This window comes from Streptomyces sp. NPDC002779 (assembly GCF_042888685.1).
Taxonomy (GTDB): domain Bacteria; phylum Actinomycetota; class Actinomycetes; order Streptomycetales; family Streptomycetaceae; genus Streptomyces.
Map to the genome: position 1 here is coordinate 1 of NZ_JBIAQC010000003.1, position 15537 is coordinate 15537.

The window sequence follows — 15537 nt, forward strand, 5'->3', positions numbered from 1 at the left end:
GTTGAGTTCTCAAGGAACGGTCGCTTCCTTTGTACTCACCCTCTCGGGCTTTCCTCCGGGCTTCCCTTCGGTCTTGCGTTTCCGACTCTATCAGACCCTTTCGGCTCCGATTCCCTGTCGGCGGGATTCGCTTTCCGGCCTCTCGGCCTTCCGGCGATGTCGACTTTATCAGACCCTCTCGGTGTCTGACGCCCTGTCAACCAGGCTTGTCCTCGCGGCCGTTGCGGGCCGTTCCGACGTCTCAAACCTTAGCGGATTCCCCCGGCAGTTCCTAATCGGACCGCCGAGCCCCATTCGAATTGAATTCGGGCACGCCGAATTCATCCCGGCTGAGAGTTCGTGCTGGTGATTTGAGATGCCGCTCATGCGGCTGAGGTGCTACCGGAGAACCGTTACAGCTCGGCGGCAACCCGAAGAACTCTACGGATCGGGCAGGGGGGTGTCAAGCGACCCCTGTCAAGATCTTTAATCGAGGTCGGTCAGTCGCCCGCCGGCGTCCGGCTGGGCGTGCTCCACCCTGCGCAGCAGCCGGGTGAGCACCTCACCGAGGGCCGTGCGCTCCTCCGCGGAGAGGTCCTGGAGCAGGTCCTCCTCGAAGCCCGAGGCGAGGCGCATGGCCTCTGTCCACTTCTCCCGGCCCTCTGTCGTGAGCTCCACGATGACGCGGACCCGGTTGGACTCGTCCCGCGCCCGGGTGACCAGGCCCTCGGCGACCATGCGGTCGATCCGGTGGGTCATCGCGGCCGGCGTGAGGCCGAGGCGCTTGGCGAGCTCGCTCGGGCCCAGGCGGTACGGAGCGCCGGACAGGACGAGGGCCTTGAGGACCTCCCACTCGGTGTTGCTGATGCCGAGCGTGGCGGTCTGGCGGCCGTAGGCGACGTTCATGCGGCGGTTCAGCCGGGACAGCGCCGAGACGATCTTCTCGACCTGTGGGTCGAGGTCCTGGAACTCGCGCTGGTAGGCGGCGATCTGCTCTTCGAGTGTCGGCTCGTTGCTGAGGCCGGAGGTGTCGCCCATGCGTCGCAGTATCGCATGGCCTTTAGTTGGCGTTGAAGTCCTTGGATGTGTACTCTTTAGGTTCGAACTTTAGTTTTGAAGTCTTGAGGTCTAACCACTTCAGGCCTAACTACTTGAGAGGGTGAACGTGACCAGGGCGATGGGCGCCGCGATGCGCCGGATCCACGTGGGCAACGCACTCAGCGCGTTCGGGCTCGGCTTCACGGTCCCGTATCTGTACGTCTATGTGGCGCAGGTGCGGGGTCTTGGTGCCGTCACGGCGGGTCTTGTGCTCGCCGTGTTCGCCGTGGCCGCGTTGGTCGTGCTGCCGTTCGCCGGGCGGGCGATCGTGCGGCGCGGCCCGCTTCCGGTGTTGCTCGCCGCCCTCGTCACCGCCGCGATCGGCGCGCTCAGCCTCGGCCTGGCGGGGAACGCCACGGCCGTACTGCTGTCGGCGGCGGCGCTGGGGGCCGGTCAGGCCGTGATGCAGCCGGCGCTGGCGACGATGATCGTGGACGTGTCGACGGCGGAGACCCGGTCGCGGGCCTTCGCGACGCAGTTCTTCCTGCAGAACCTGGGTCTCGGTGTCGGTGGTCTCATCGGCGGTCACCTGGTGGACACGACCCGGGTCTCCTCCTTCACCCTGCTCTTCGCGATCGAGGCGGCGATGTTCCTGCTGCTGGTCGTGGTGATGGCGACCGTGCGGATGCCGCGCGCGCCGCGGATCGGGGCCGCTCCGGCGCGGTCGGCGAAGGGCAGCTGGAAGCAGTTGCTCGGGAACCGGGCGATGGTGCAGCTGTGTGTGCTGGGCTTCGTGCTGTTCTTCGCCTGCTACGGCCAGTTCGAGTCGGGGCTGAGCGCCTACGGCGTGGAGGCCGCCGGGATCTCCACCTCGGCGCTCGGGACGGCTCTGGCCGCCAACACGGCGGTGATCGTCGTGGCGCAGTTCGCGGTGCTGAGGTTCGTCGAGCGGCGGCGGCGGTCCCGGGTGATCGCCGCGGTGGGGCTGATCTGGGCGGTGGCGTGGGTCGCGGCGGGGTACGCCGGGCTCGGGCACGGCAGCCAGGAGATGGCGACGGCGGCGTTCGTGGCGACGTACGCGCTGTTCGGGCTGGGTGAGGCGATGCTGTCGCCGACGGTCGCGCCGCTGGTGGCGGATCTCGCGCCGGAGGGGATGGCGGGCCAGTACAACTCGGCGTTCGCCCTGGTGAAGCAGCTCGCGCTGGCGGTGGGTCCGGCGGTGGGCGGTCCGATGGGGGCCGCGCTGCACGCGCCGTACATCGTGACGTTCCTGCTGTTCTCCCTCGGCATCACCTGGCTCGCGCTGCGGCTGGGGCGGCAGCTGACCGCCGTACAGGATCAGCCGGCGTCGGCGCGGAGCCGGGTGGTGGCGCAGCGGGGGGCTCCGGCCGAGGGCCAGGCTCCGGCGCACGTCTGAGTCAGGCGCCGCCCTTGGGCAGGGCGAACTCGCACCACACCGCCTTGCCGCCGCCGGGGGTCCGTCTGGATCCCCACGCGGAGGCGATCGTCGCGACGATCGCGATGCCCCGGCCCGACTCGTCGGCCGGGTCCGCGCGGCGGCGCCGCGGGAGGTGGTCGTCTCCGTCGGTGACCTCGACGATCAGGCGGCGGTCGGTGCGGCGCAGCCGCAGGCGCATGGGCGGGGTGCCGTGCTGGAGGCTGTTGGCGACCAGTTCGCTGGCCGCCAGGACGCCCAGGTCGTGCAGGTCCGTCGGGAACCGCCAGCTGGTCAGGACGCCGGAGGCGAACGCACGCGCGCGGGGGGCCGCTTCCACGCCGCCGAGCAGTTCCAGGGCGGCGTTGCGGAACAGGTCGCCGTCCGGGCCCGTGCGGGCCGGGTGCTGGAACACCAGGACCGCCACGTCGTCGTCGTGGTCCGCGGTGACGCCCGCGGAGCGGACCAGGCGGTCGCAGACGACCTGGGGCGTGCCGGTGGCGCCGGCCAGGGCGCGCTCCAGGGACGCGATGCCCTCGTCCAGGTCTTCGTTCCGGCGCTCCACCAGGCCGTCCGTGTAGAGGACCCCGGTGGAGCCGGGGCTCAGCGGGATCGAGCCCGAGGCGTGCATCCAGCCGCCGGTGCCGAGCGGCGGGCCGGTCGGCTCGTCGGCGCGCAGCACGGTGCCGCTCTCGTCGCGGACCAGGATCGGCAGATGGCCGGCGGAGGCGTACACCAGCCGGCCCTCGTTCGGGTCGTGGATGGCGTAGACGCAGGTGGCGATCTGGTTGGCGTCGATCTCGGTGGCGAGGCCGTCCAGCAGCTGCAGTACCTCGTGCGGGGGCAGGTCCAGGCGGGCGTAGGCGCGGACCGCCGTGCGGAGTTGGCCCATGACGGCCGCCGCGCGCACGCCTCTGCCCATGACGTCGCCGATCACCAGCGCCGTACGGCCGCCGCCGAGGGTGATGACGTCGTACCAGTCGCCGCCGACCGCGGCTTCCGTGCCGCCGGGCTGGTAGGTCGCCGCGATGCGCAGGTCGTCCGGCTGTTCGAGTTCCTGGGGGAGCAGGGAGCGCTGGAGCGTCACCGCGGTCTCGCGCTGGCGGCGTTCGCTGGCGCGCAGGCGCTCGGCGGCCTCGGCGTGGTCGGTGACGTCGGTGGCGAAGACCAGCACTCCTCCGTCGCCCTCGGCGACCGGGGTGCAGGTGAAGGTGTAGGAGCGGCCGTCGGGGGCCCTGCGGGACTTGACCGTGCGGGGCTTGGCGCTGCGCAGGACCTGGTCCAGGAGCGGGAGCAGGCCCAGTCCGTCCAGTTCCGGCAGGGCCTCGCGGGCCGGTGCGCCGAGCGGGCGGACGCCGAAGGCGGCGGTGTAGGCGCCGTTGACGTAGGCCAGGCGGTGGTCGGTGCCGTGGACCAGGGCGACGAGGGCCGGGACACGGTCGAGCACTTCGCGTGCCGGGAGTTCGTCGAGGGCGGGGACGGGCGGGGCGTCGTCGGTGAGCTGCTCGGCTCTGGCCGCGGGGACGGAGCCCGCGCTCTCGCCGCGCCGCTCCGCGGGGACCGCGTGTTCGGTCCGCGCAGCGGCGCGGCGCTGCGTTCCGGGGAGCCGGGCGCTCCAGCGCGTGAAGTTCACGAATCCTTGCCTCGTGTCGTCGTCTTCGGCCAGCTCCGGACCCGGGCGGGGGTCTGGGTGGTGGCTCCCCGGGGATGCAGCGCTGCGGGGACGGTGTCGTGGGAGTCGGGGGCGGGCGGCTGCCCGTCCGGCGTCGGGGGTCAGTCTGGCAGTGTGGCGGATCGGGCCGACAACCGTCAGACGCCTGCCCGGCCGGTGGAGTTCCTGGGTCCGGTCAGGACGACCCCTTCGGGTCGTTGTCGGTGTCGACAGAATGCTTTCCACCGGCCGCGAGTTCGAACTCCGCTCGGGGGTGTTCGAGTGAACCGAGGGAGACGATTTCCCTCTTGAAGAGCCCGGACAGCGTCCATTCGGCCAGGACCCGGGCCTTTCGGTTGAAGGTGGGCACCCTGCTCAGGTGGTACACGCGGTGCATGAACCAGGCAGGGTAGCCCTTCACCTTGCGCCCGTAGACGTGTGCGACGCCTTTGTGCAGTCCGAGGGAGGCCACCGAGCCGACGTACTTGTGGGAGTACGTCTCCAGCGGCTCGCCGCGCAGGGCGTGCGCGATGTTGTCGCCGAGGACCTTGGCCTGGCGCAGCGCGTGCTGGGCGTTGGGGGCGGTCTCCGTGCCGGGCCGCTCGGCGGTGACGTCGGGGACGGCGGCGGCGTCTCCCGCGGCCCACGCGTGCGGGGCGCCCTCGATCGTCAGCTCGGCGGTGCACTTGAGCCGTCCGCGTTCGGTGCGCGGGAGGCCGGTGGCGGCGACCAGGGGGTGCGGTTTGACGCCGGCCGTCCACACGACCGTACGGGTCGGGAAGCGGGCGCCGTCACTGAGCACCGCGGTCCGGTCGACGCAGGACTCCAGCCGGGTCTTCAGGCGTACGTCGATGTTGCGGCGGCGCAGTTCGGTGACCGTGTAGCGGCCCATCTTCTCGCCGACCTCGGGGAGGATGCGGTCCGAGGCCTCGACGAGGATCCACTTCATGTCCTCGGGGCGCACGTTGTGGTAGTACCGCGCGGCGTAGCGGGCCATGTTCTCCAGCTCGGCGAGCGCCTCCACGCCCGCGTAGCCGCCGCCGACGAAGACGAAGGTGAGGGCCGCGTCGCGGATCGCGGGGTCGCGCGTGGAGGAGGCGATGTCCATCTGCTCGATGACGTGGTTGCGCAGTCCGATGGCCTCTTCGACCGTCTTGAACCCGATGCCGTGGTCGGCGAGTCCGGGGACGGGAAGGGTGCGGGAGACCGAGCCGGGGGCGAGGACGAGTTCGTCGTAGGCGATCTGTTCGGTGCCGGCGCCCTCCTCCTCGGTGGCGAGGGTGGTGAGGGTCGCGGTGCGCGCGGCGTGGTCGATGGAGCGGACCTCGCCGACGACGACCCGGCACCGGCCGAGGACGCGGCGCAGCGGTACGACGACATGGCGGGGGGAGATCGAACCGGCCGCCGCCTCGGGAAGGAAGGGCTGATAGGTCATGTACGGGTCGGGTGAGACGACTGTGACCTCGACTTCTCCGCGATTGAGTTCCGGTTTCAACTTTCGCTGGAGTCGCAGGGCCGTGTACATCCCGACGTAGCCACCACCGACAACGAGAATGCGCGCACGTTCCTTCACCATCCCATGACGCACCCAGCGCTTGAGTTTGTCCACAGCCTCAGCAATTTGTGTGACCGCGAGCCATCGCGAGGCCGGGTTGGCCGAATTACCGGAGTACGAGGAAGATCCGCAGGTCAACCGGTGTGCGCCGGGGGGCCGCAGGGGGCGCAACCGGGACGTTTGTGATCCGTACGCCGATCGGGGGGCGCTCTGTGCGGAACGTGCCCCTTCTGAATTGACTCCCTCTCAACTATGTTCGTGTGTCGACGGGGTGTAGGGGGATGCGCTCGTCGGGCTCAACGGCTTCGCGACGGGCGGGCTCGGGTCCGGGCATGTTCCACAACGCTCCGGCTGTCGAATGACGGGGGTGTCTCCGGGGGGAGACGTCATTACCGGGGGAACGCTTATGCATGTTCAGGACTCTCATTGGTCGTCCACGTCCGCCATCGCTTCCGGCGGCGGAGCGATCGGCGCGACGATGGGTGGAGCCATGGGTGCGGCGGGGAACGGACGCGAGAGTGCGCGGACGGCACCGCTGCGGGTGGACGCACAGCGCAATCTGGAGCACGTGCTCCGCGCGGCGCGGGAGGTCTTCGGCGAGCTGGGATACGGCGCGCCCATGGAGGACGTGGCCCGGCGCGCACGGGTCGGCGTCGGGACGGTGTACCGCCGCTTCCCGAGCAAGGACGTACTGGTGCGCCGGATAGCCGAGGAGGAGACCTCCCGGCTGACCGATCAGGCCCGGGCGGCGCTCGGGCAGGAGGACGAGCCGTGGTCGGCGCTCTCGCGCTTCCTGCGGACGTCGGTGGCGTCCGGTGCCGGGCGGCTGCTGCCGCCGCAGGTGCTGCGCGTCGGGGTCGCGGAGGACGACCCGGGGTACGACGAGGCGCGGGTGCCGCAGCAGCGGACGCAGCCGGGCGCGGGCGAGCTGCGGCTGGTGCCGGGGGAGACTCCGGGTCCGGCCGGGCCGGCCGATGACGACGCCGGGGCTTCGGCGCTGCTGGAGGTCGTGGGGCAGCTCGTCGACCGGGCGCGTGCGGCCGGTGAGCTGCGGGCCGATGTGTCGGTGGCGGACGTCCTGCTGGTGATCGCGACGGCGGCGCCCTCGCTGCCGGACCCGGCGCAGCAGGCAGCGGCCTCGGCACGGCTGCTGGACATCCTGCTGGAGGGGCTGCGCTCGCGGCCGTCCTGACCCGGCGGCCGACGGGGTGACCCGAACAGGTGACGAGGAGGCGGGGACGCCGTGCGCGCTCCCGCCTCGGACACCCTGGAAAAGCCCGTCGGGAAGTCCGGGAAGCGGCCCAACTCCCGCCCAGGGGACGTCATTTGCGCCTTCCCCGTTCGGGTGACCGCTAGTACTGGTTCGCGTGAAGTCCCCACGGACGAGTGGATGGCCCCCGCTGTCGGCCGCCGACCAAAATCCGGTATGGCACTCTGACCCGGTGTTCGGGACTGGTTGGGCTGCGGCGGGGGCTTTCCGCGATGGGCGTTGACGGGCGGGACGGGTCACTCGGTGACGGTGACGCGGAGGACGACGGCCCGGCCTCGCCTCATGTGCCGAGTCAGGGCGGGCGGGCGGATCTGCCGCTGGGCGGCGAGCCGTTGGTGGCCCCGATCCCCGCCCAGGGGGGCGAGCCCGTGGAGGGCAGCGTCCCGGCACAGCGGGATCGACGCGAGGACAGCGTCCTGCCCCCGCCCAGGGACCTGCCGCTGTCGGACGCCGATCTCATCGGGCGGATGCGCTCGGGCGACGACTCGGCCTACGAGGAGCTCTACCGCCGGCACGCCGACGCGGTCCGCCGGTACGCCCGTACCTGCTGCCGCGACGACCACACCGCGGACGACCTCACCGCCGAGGTCTTCGCCCGGATGCTCCAGGCGGTCCGGGGCGGTACCGGCCCCGAGCACGCCGTACGCGCGTATCTGCTGACCTCGGTCCGGCGCGTCGCGGCCACCTGGACGAAGACCGCGAAGCGGGAGCAACTGGTCGACGACTTCGCGGTGTTCGCCTCCCAGGCGGCGCGCTCCTCCGAGGTGTCCGACGACGACACCCTGGAGCTGGGCGCGGAGGTGCGCGCGATGCACGAGGCCGAGCGGTCGATGGCCATGCAGGCCTTCCGGTCGCTGCCGGAGCGCTGGCAGGCCGTGCTGTGGCACACCGAGGTCGAGGACGAGTCGCCGAGCGAGGTCGCCCCGCTCTTCGGGCTCGACGCCAACGGCACGCGCGTGCTCGCCAGCCGGGCCCGCGAGGGCCTGAAGCAGGCCTATCTCCAGGCCCATGTCAGCGCCAGCCTCGCCGGCGACGAGGAGTGCGCCCGCTACGCCGACCGGCTCGGCGCCTACGCCCGCGGGGGCCTGCGCACCCGGGCCGAGCGCGGGCTGCGCAAGCACCTGGAGGAGTGCGCCAAGTGCCGGCTGGCCGCGGGCCAGATCAAGGAGGTCGCCGGGGGTATCCCGGCGGTCGTGCCGGTCGCGGTCATCGGGTGGTTCGGCGCCGCCGGGTACGCCAAGGCCGCCGCGTTCATCGCGGGCGGCAGCGGAGCGGGCGCCGCGGGTGCCGCGGGCGCGGCCGCCGCGGCGGGCGGGTCCTCCTCCGGTGCGGCGGGCGCCGGTGGCGGTGCCGCGGCCTCCGAAGGGCTCGGCGCGCCGGTGAAGGCCGGCATCGCCGCCGGTGTGGTCGCCGTGGCCGCCGCCGCGGTGGCCCTCGCGCTGGTCGCCGGCGACGATCCGGTGCCGAAGCCGGACGCCAAGCCGCCGGTCACCTCCCCGGCGCCCGTCGTCGAGGAGGCCGCGCCCCCCAAGCCGCCGGTCGAGCAGCCGCCTCCGCCCGTCTTCGCCGCCGAGCCCGCCCCCACCCCCACGCCCGAGCCGACCCCCACCCCCACACCGACCCCGACGCCCGCCCCCACCCCGAAGCCGAAGCCCACGCCGACCCCCAGTCCGACGCCGACCCCCACGCCCGAGCCGACGCCCACCCCGACACCGACGCCTCCACCCGCGCCGGCCGAGTACCAGTGGAGCGAGCTGTCGTACGACGTCAACGGCGACGGCACCGGGCCCGAGATGCGCATCGGCGAGAGCAGCTGGGTGTGGCAGCGCTCCGGGGTGTCGATCGCCGGGAAGCGGTACACGCACGGGGTGACGGTGCACGGCGCGTCCTCCGTCACCATCGATCTCAACCGGGAGTGCACCACGTACCGGGCCATGGTCGGGGTCGACGACATGAATCTGACGCTGGGCGAGTTCGCCTTCTCCGTGTACGCCGACGGGGTACGGCTGTGGCGGTCCGGAGTGATCAGGGCCGGTGACCCGGCGGTCCCCGTCTCGGTCGGCATCGCGGGACGCGAGACGGTACGGCTGGTGGTGGAGCCGCACGGCCACCTCGACAGCGTGCTCCTCGCGGACTGGGCCGAGTCGAAGTTCCGCTGCCGGTAGGCCGGATGTGGCCCTAGGCCCGCCGCGCCCCCGCGCCCGCGCCCAGCGCCCCCCGCTGCGGCGTGATTCCCGCGGGGACCGCACGCGCGCGTGCCGGGGTTCCCGTCCAGCAGGTGCCTCGGCGGGCCAGCAGGCGGTTGAGCCAGAGTTCCAGGGAGACCAGGTCGGCCAGGCCGTCCAGGGGGAGGGGCTCGCCCTCGGCCGCCGAGCGCAGCGCCTTGCGGACCACGCGGGCCTCCACCAGGCCGGCCTGGGCCAGCAGCGGGGTGCCGAAGAGGGCCATCAGGTCGTTCGCCGCCACCCTCAGACCCGCACGGGCCGCCAGCGCCGCCGGGGTGGGGGACGTCGCGCCCCAGCCCGGCGGGAGGTCGGCCACGCCCGCGCCCTCCAGGACCGTACGGAGGATCGCGGCACGGGCGCCGGGCCGTACGCGCAGGGCCTCGGGGAGTGCGCGGCAGGCGCGGACGACCTGGTTGTCGAGGAACGGCGCGTGCAGGCGCTGGAAGCGGATCTCGGCGGCCTGCTCCAGGACGCGCAGGTCCGCCGCGTGCCGGGCGAGCGCGGCCCGCGCGCGATAGTCGCCGGGGCGCTGTCCCGGGCCGACCCCGGAGCGGTGCGTCGCCCCTTGCAGGCGAACCGATACTTCAGCCAGCGCCTCGCCCGTCAGCCAGCGCGCCGCCGGGCCGGGTCTGGCCCAGGTGAGGGCCGCGAGCGACGCCCCCACGGCACCCCCGGGGTCGTCGAACCGCCGGTGCAGGAGCCGCTCGGCCAGCGCCTCCAGACCCGTGCGGTACGGCGTGCGCGCCAGCTTGCGCGCCGCGCCGTACACGCGCGCGGGGACCATCACCGAGCCGTCCGCCCTCGCGAGCGCGGCGACCGGACGGACCAGGTGCCTGCGCCGGCGGTCCATCAGCAGGTCCGTCAGCCGGGCCGGATGGGCGTCCAGCACCTGGCGGGCGCCGTAGCCGGTGAAGTGGTCCGCGCTGCCCGCGGCCAGCCGCGCCCGGTGCCGGGCCGCCGTCACCAGGGACGGCCCCGGTTCGTCGGTGAGGGGCCCGTCCAGATCGGCGTACGGCAGGGTCTCCTCGCCGCCCGCCACCACCACGTGGTGCAGGCGCGGGTTGGCCGCGAGGCTGCCCGCCCGTTCCAGCTCGGCCTCCCGGCCGCCCACGGCGAGGTCGTTGAAGGTGACCGCCAGCAGCCGCTCCCCCGCGCCCGTGCCGTGGCCGAGCACGGTGCCCGGCATGCCGGGCAGCCCCGCGGCGAGCAGGGCGAGGGTGCCGGAGGCCGGGCCGCCGGAGAGGTCCGCCCCGATTCCGGGAACGGGCATCCCGCGCGCGGCGCGGCGTTCGGCGGGGCCCATGCCCGGGACGGGGCCGGGGTCGATGTCGGCGCCGGGCACGTGCCGGGGTGCGGACAGCCGGGCCCGTACGGCGTCCACCAGCGCGTCGCGAACGGCGTCCACGGCGCTGTCCGGGTCGGCCGGGGGTGCCGCCACCGCGAGGGAGGCGACCGGCTCGTACCCGGCGATCTCGCGGGCCCCGGCACGCAGGATCAGCGCGTGCCCCGGCGGAATGCGCCGTACGCCGTCGTAGGGGGTCGAGTCGTCCAGGGCCGCGGGAACGTCCGGGGCGGCGAGCAGGGCGGCCAGGTGACCGAAGTCGAGGTTCGCCTCGATGAGGTCGGCCAGCGGCAGCGCGGCGGTCGCGTAGGCGGTGCCGCCGGACCAGGGGGTGTAGAACACCGGCCGGGCGCCCGCCAGATCGCCGCACACCATGACCCTGCGGCCGACCTGGACGACGGCCGTGTAGCTGCCGGGCCAGGCCGTCAGATGCCGAAGTGCCCCGCCGCGCGCGGCGAACAGGCCCACCCGCAGCTGCTCGTCGCTCGCCCCGCAGATGCCGAGGACGGCGATCCGGTTCTGGGGGTCGGCCTGCACCACGCGCACCTCGTCGGGGCGCCAGTCGCCGACCGCCCACAGCGGATCGGGGTCGCCCCACAGGAGTTGGGAGCCGACCGGGTGCACGCTCTCGCCGTCGGGCCCGGTAGCCCCCGCGGAACCGATCACGGCGGCTCCCGCGGCGGTGCTGCTCCATCCCACCAACCACCGCATCGACGCCTCCACAGGCTGTGGACCACCAGTGCACCGCACGAACCGGTTCACCATGCTGCCATGAAGGACGCGTGCCCGAGTCGCGGTGACACCGCTTGGGATCCGTGAAGTGCGCCCCCGCGGGCGCCCCCACAGGGCATCCATACCCGCGCAGAGCAAGGAGACCACCCGGCCGGGGCGACGCGAATGCGCCCCCGATTCACTCCCCGAGAACGCCCTTCGCGCCCTCAATTTCCATGGTGGGAGCGGTAATCACCCGCAAGAGGCAGGGTCGGTTTTCGGCCAAATCGGCGTGACGACAACAGGTTTGGCCACTCTCCGTACAGGCCCTGCGCACTACTTGACGTGCGCGCAGCCCGGGAGGCGGGACTCGCCCCCCGGACCGGTCCGCCGCCCGCGGGGATGAAGGCGGCGGTGTCCCCCAGCCCACTGGATCCAGTACAGCGGGCCGACCCACGCACGATCCATGGAAGCGCTCCCCGGATGGCCGGAGAAGAGCGCACACCCGGGCGCACGGCCACACAGCGGGAGCACGCCGCAACCGTCCGTACCTGAACCGCACTTCAGTACGGACCACAATCCCGCCATCCGGAACAATGCCCCTTAACGCTTGGGATGCGGCGAACTACGCTGGGTTTACGAATGCCGCATGGTTATGCCAGCGCGGCAGCCGTCTGTGTCGAGGGGTGGCGCATGTCCAGGGAGCAACGCGGGCCGAACGAAAAACTCGGCGCCGTTCTCGCCCTCGCGGGAATCAGCAACGCCGGCCTCGCGCGCCGCGTCAACGACCTTGGCGCACAACGCGGGTTGACACTTCGCTACGACAAGACCTCGGTGGCGCGCTGGGTGTCGAAGGGAATGGTGCCGCAAGGTGCGGCGCCGCACCTCATCGCCGCCGCCATCGGCCAGAAGCTCGGCCGCCCGGTGCCGCTCCACGAGATCGGCCTGGCGGACGCGGATCCCGCCCCCGAAGTGGGCCTCGCCTTCCCCCGGGACGTCGGCCAGGCGGTCCGGTCGGCGACGGAGCTCTACCGTCTCGACCTCGCCGGACGGCGCGCCGGCTCCGGCGGCATCTGGCAGTCGCTGGCCGGCTCGTTCGCGGTCAGTGCCTACGCGACACCCGCCTCGCGGTGGCTGATAACCCCGGCCGACAGTTCGGTGGCGCGCGAGGTGAACCCCGCCGAGGGGTCCGGCGCACCGGTGAAAGTCGGCCACAGCGATGTGCAGAAACTGCGGGAGGCCGCCGAGGACGCCAGGCGCTGGGACTCCAAGTACGGAGGCGGCGACTGGCGTTCGTCCATGGTGCCCGAGTGCTTACGGGTGGAGGCGGCGCCGCTGCTGCTCGGCTCCTACTCCGACGAGGTGGGCCGGGCACTGTTCGGGGCTAGCGCCGAACTGACCCGGCTCGCGGGGTGGATGGCCTTCGACACCGGACAGCAGGAGGCCGCGCAGCGGTACTACATCCAGGCGCTGCGGCTGGCCCGGGCGGCGGCGGACGTGCCGCTCGGCGGGTATGTGCTGGCCTCCATGTCCTTGCAGGCGACGTACCGCGGCTTCGGTGACGAGGGCGTCGACCTGGCCCAGGCCGCGCTGGAGCGCAACCGCGGTCTGGCCACCGCGCGCACCATGAGCTTCTTCCGGCTCGTCGAGGCACGCGCGCACGCACGCGCGGGGGACGCGCAGGCGGCCGGCACCGCGCTCAAGGCGGCCGAGGGCTGGCTGGAGCGCTCCCGGGACGGCGACCAGGACCCCTCCTGGCTCGGCTTCTACTCCTACGACCGCTTCTGCGCGGACGCCGCCGAGTGCTACCGCGATCTGAAGGCGCCGCGTCAGGTGCGCCGGTTCACGGAGCAGGCCCTGTCGAAACCGACGGAGGAGTTCGTGCGCTCGCACGGGCTGCGGCTGGTCGTCTCGGCGGTCGCCGAACTGGAGTCCGGCAACCTCGACGCGGCATGCGAGCAGGGCGTGCGGGCGGTGGAGGTCGCGGGGCGGATCTCGTCGGCGCGCACCACCGAGTACGTGAAGGATCTGCTGCACCGTCTCGAGCCCTACGGGGACGAGCCGCGGGTGGTGGAGCTGCGGGAGCGGGCCCGTCCGCTGCTGATGACTCCGGCGTAGGTTCCTTCGCCTCTCCCCCGGGTTTGAAGGCATTGTCAGTGGCGCAGTGCACTATCGGAGGCGGGAGGTGGTGCTGGTGCGGTCGGTCGCATACGACGGTGATGTGCTCGTGGTCGGCGGGGGGATCGTCGGGCTGTCCACGGCGTACGCGATCACGCGGGCCGCGCCCGGTACCCGCGTCACCGTGCTGGAGAAGGAGACCGGGCCCGCCCGGCACCAGACCGGACGGAACAGCGGGGTGATCCACAGCGGGATCTACTACCGGCCCGGATCGCTGAAGGCGCGGTACGCCGTGCGCGGTGCCGCCGAGATGGTCAAGTTCTGCGCCGAGTACGACATCGCCCATGCCGTCACCGGGAAGCTGATCGTCGCCACCGAGCGCTCGGAGCTGCCCCGGCTGCACGCGCTGGTCCAGCGCGGCCGGGAGAACGGCATTGCGGTGCGGGAGCTGGGCGCCGCGCAGATCGCCGACTACGAGCCGGAGGTGCGCGGACTGGCGGCCATACAGGTCGCCACCACCGGGATCTGCGACTTCGTGGGGGTCGCCCGGCGGCTGGCCGAGGCGTCGGGGGCGGAGATCCGGTACGGCGCCGAGGTGGTCCGGGTGGACCGGCGGCCGGAGCTCGGGGTCGCCGTGCGCACGGCGGACGGGGACGTGGTGCGCGGGCGGGTGCTCGTGAACTGTGCCGGGCTGTACTGCGACGAGGTCGCCCGGCTCACCGGGGACGAGCCGGGGATGCGGATCGTGCCGTTCCGGGGGGAGTACTACACGCTGGCGCGGCCCGAGCTGGTGCGGGGGCTGGTGTATCCGGTGCCGGATCCGGCGTTCCCGTTTCTCGGGGTGCATCTGACGCGGGGGATCGACGGAGGGGTCCACGTCGGGCCCAACGCGGTGCCGGCGCTGGCCCGGGAGGGGTACGGCTGGGGGGTCGTACGGCCCCGGGAGCTCGCCTCGACGCTGGGGTGGCCGGGGTCGTGGTCGATAGCCCGGCGGCATTGGCGGTACGGCGCGGGCGAGCTGCGGCGGTCGGTGTCGAAGGCGGCGTTCACGCAGGCGGTGCGGCGGATGCTGCCGGCGGTGACCGAGGAGGACCTGCTGCCCGCGGCGGCGGGGGTGCGGGCGCAGGCGGTGCTCCGGGACGGGACGCTGGTGGACGACTTCCTGATCAAGGAGGGGGCGCGGGCGGTGCATGTGCTGAACGCGCCTTCCCCGGCGGCCACGGCGTCCCTGCCGATCGGGCGGGAAGTGGCCCGGCGGGCGTTGGCGGTGCTGGGGTCGGTGTGACGGGCTCCGCCGCTGCCCCGCACTCCGTCAACACGTAAAATCGACCCCACTGTGTCTGACTCCCTCCACACCCCCGAAGCCCCCCACTCCGCCCCCGGTCATGAGCCCGGTGCGCCCCTTCGGCAAGCGCGGGCCAAGGGGGAGCCGCGGTTCCCCCACGGGCCCCAGCCCGATCCCGCCGGGTCGCACTTCGAGCGGCGGATCCGCAGTTTCCAGCCCCGGCGCAGCCGGGTGACCACGGGACAGGCGGACGCGCTGCGGCGGCTGTGGCCCGCGTGGGGCCTGGACATCGACGGCCGACAGGTCCTCGACCTCGGCCGGCTCTTCGGGAACGACCACCCGGTCGTCCTGGAGATCGGGTTCGGGATGGGCGAGGCCACCGCCCAGATGGCCGCCGCGGACCCGGCGACCAATGTGCTCGCCGTCGACGTGCACACCCCGGGCCAGGGCAATCTGCTCAACCTCGCCGAGCACCAGGGACTGACCAACATCCGGGTCGGCAACGGCGACGCCATCATCCTGCTCCGCGAGATGCTCGCCCCGGACTCGCTCGACGGGCTCCGGGTCTTCTTCCCGGACCCCTGGCCGAAGAAGCGGCACCACAAGCGGCGGCTGATCCAGCCGGAGTTCCTCAGCCTCGCCGCGACCCGGCTCAGGCCCGGTGCGGTCCTGCACTGCGCGACCGACTGGGAGCCGTACGCCGCACAGATGCTCGAGGTGCTGACGGCCCACCCGGGCTTCGAGAACACGCAGGCCGACGGCGGTTTTGCGCCGCGTCCCGGGTTCCGGCCGCTGACCCGTTTCGAGGGCCAGGGACTGGACAAGGGTCATGTGGTGAACGACCTGCTGTTCCGGCGCGTACCGCACCGAGACGAATCCCCCGCCGGCGCCTGAGCCCACCGCGCTCCTGTGCGGGCAGCGCCCTTCC

Annotated in this window: 10 protein-coding genes; 6 read left to right on the forward strand and 4 right to left on the reverse strand. The window is 72.9% G+C overall.

The genetic code is table 11. The features are described from left to right. Positions 1 to 465: 465 nt before the first annotated feature. Positions 466 to 1017 carry a MarR family winged helix-turn-helix transcriptional regulator gene (locus ACFYW5_RS09825; RefSeq protein WP_389416443.1) on the reverse strand — a complete coding sequence of 184 codons (552 nt, stop codon included), beginning with the start codon at positions 1015 to 1017 and terminating at the stop codon, positions 466 to 468. 139 nt (positions 1018 to 1156) lie between these two features. Here ACFYW5_RS09825 and ACFYW5_RS09830 point away from each other — a divergent pair, with 139 nt between their 5' ends. Beyond that, a complete protein-coding gene (locus tag ACFYW5_RS09830; RefSeq protein WP_389416991.1) occupies positions 1157 to 2434 on the forward strand; it encodes an MFS transporter in 1278 nt (425 codons plus the stop codon). Position 2435: 1 nt separating this feature from the next. Here ACFYW5_RS09830 and ACFYW5_RS09835 read toward each other — a convergent pair whose 3' ends face one another. Both ACFYW5_RS09835 and ACFYW5_RS09840 read right to left on the reverse strand, forming a co-directional pair. Next, positions 2436 to 4085: a SpoIIE family protein phosphatase gene (locus tag ACFYW5_RS09835; RefSeq protein ID WP_389416444.1), complete on the reverse strand. Its 1650-nt coding sequence runs from the start codon at positions 4083 to 4085 to the stop codon at positions 2436 to 2438. Between the two features lie 214 nt (positions 4086 to 4299). Then, the gene (locus ACFYW5_RS09840) at positions 4300 to 5679 is read right to left on the reverse strand and encodes an NAD(P)/FAD-dependent oxidoreductase (RefSeq protein ID WP_389416445.1); all 1380 of its coding nucleotides are present in this window, start codon (positions 5677 to 5679) and stop codon (positions 4300 to 4302) included. A gap of 385 nt (positions 5680 to 6064) precedes the next feature. On the opposite strand from ACFYW5_RS09840, the gene ACFYW5_RS09845 reads away from it, so the two are divergent. Both ACFYW5_RS09845 and ACFYW5_RS09850 read left to right on the forward strand, forming a co-directional pair. After that, entirely contained in the window at positions 6065 to 6850 is a 786-nt protein-coding gene (locus ACFYW5_RS09845) for a TetR/AcrR family transcriptional regulator (protein ID WP_389416446.1), read from the forward strand. A 290-nt stretch (positions 6851 to 7140) separates the two neighbouring features. Further along, complete coding sequence (locus ACFYW5_RS09850) at positions 7141 to 9093, forward strand: sigma-70 family RNA polymerase sigma factor (protein ID WP_389416447.1); 1953 nt, start codon at positions 7141 to 7143, stop codon at positions 9091 to 9093. Between the two features lie 13 nt (positions 9094 to 9106). Here ACFYW5_RS09850 and ACFYW5_RS09855 read toward each other — a convergent pair whose 3' ends face one another. Further along, on the reverse strand, positions 9107 to 11206 hold the full coding sequence (locus ACFYW5_RS09855) for an asparagine synthase-related protein (protein WP_389416448.1): 2100 nt from the start codon (positions 11204 to 11206) through the stop codon (positions 9107 to 9109). A 693-nt stretch (positions 11207 to 11899) separates the two neighbouring features. On the opposite strand from ACFYW5_RS09855, the gene ACFYW5_RS09860 reads away from it, so the two are divergent. The 3 genes from ACFYW5_RS09860 to trmB all read left to right on the forward strand — a co-directional run bounded on the left by ACFYW5_RS09860 (position 11900) and on the right by trmB (position 15503). Beyond that, on the forward strand, positions 11900 to 13324 hold the full coding sequence (locus ACFYW5_RS09860; RefSeq protein WP_389416449.1) for an MFS transporter: 1425 nt from the start codon (positions 11900 to 11902) through the stop codon (positions 13322 to 13324). Positions 13325 to 13400: 76 nt separating this feature from the next. Then, entirely contained in the window at positions 13401 to 14609 is a 1209-nt protein-coding gene (lhgO, locus tag ACFYW5_RS09865; RefSeq protein ID WP_389416450.1) for an L-2-hydroxyglutarate oxidase, read from the forward strand. Between the two features lie 51 nt (positions 14610 to 14660). Next, positions 14661 to 15503: a tRNA (guanosine(46)-N7)-methyltransferase TrmB gene (trmB, locus tag ACFYW5_RS09870; protein ID WP_389416451.1), complete on the forward strand. Its 843-nt coding sequence runs from the start codon at positions 14661 to 14663 to the stop codon at positions 15501 to 15503. Positions 15504 to 15537 lie beyond the last annotated feature (34 nt).

Excerpts from the sequence above, each read along its gene's own strand:
- ACFYW5_RS09825 (WP_389416443.1), bottom strand. The coding sequence starts at position 1,017 with ATGGGCGACACCTCCGGCCTCAGCAACGAGCCGACACTCGAAGAGCAG.
- ACFYW5_RS09830 (WP_389416991.1), top strand. The coding sequence starts at position 1,157 with ATGGGCGCCGCGATGCGCCGGATCCACGTGGGCAACGCACTCAGCGCG.
- ACFYW5_RS09840 (WP_389416445.1), bottom strand. The coding sequence starts at position 5,679 with ATGGTGAAGGAACGTGCGCGCATTCTCGTTGTCGGTGGTGGCTACGTC.
- ACFYW5_RS09845 (WP_389416446.1), top strand. The coding sequence starts at position 6,065 with ATGCATGTTCAGGACTCTCATTGGTCGTCCACGTCCGCCATCGCTTCC.
- ACFYW5_RS09850 (WP_389416447.1), top strand. The coding sequence starts at position 7,141 with ATGGGCGTTGACGGGCGGGACGGGTCACTCGGTGACGGTGACGCGGAG.
- ACFYW5_RS09855 (WP_389416448.1), bottom strand. The coding sequence starts at position 11,206 with ATGCGGTGGTTGGTGGGATGGAGCAGCACCGCCGCGGGAGCCGCCGTG.
- ACFYW5_RS09860 (WP_389416449.1), top strand. The coding sequence starts at position 11,900 with ATGTCCAGGGAGCAACGCGGGCCGAACGAAAAACTCGGCGCCGTTCTC.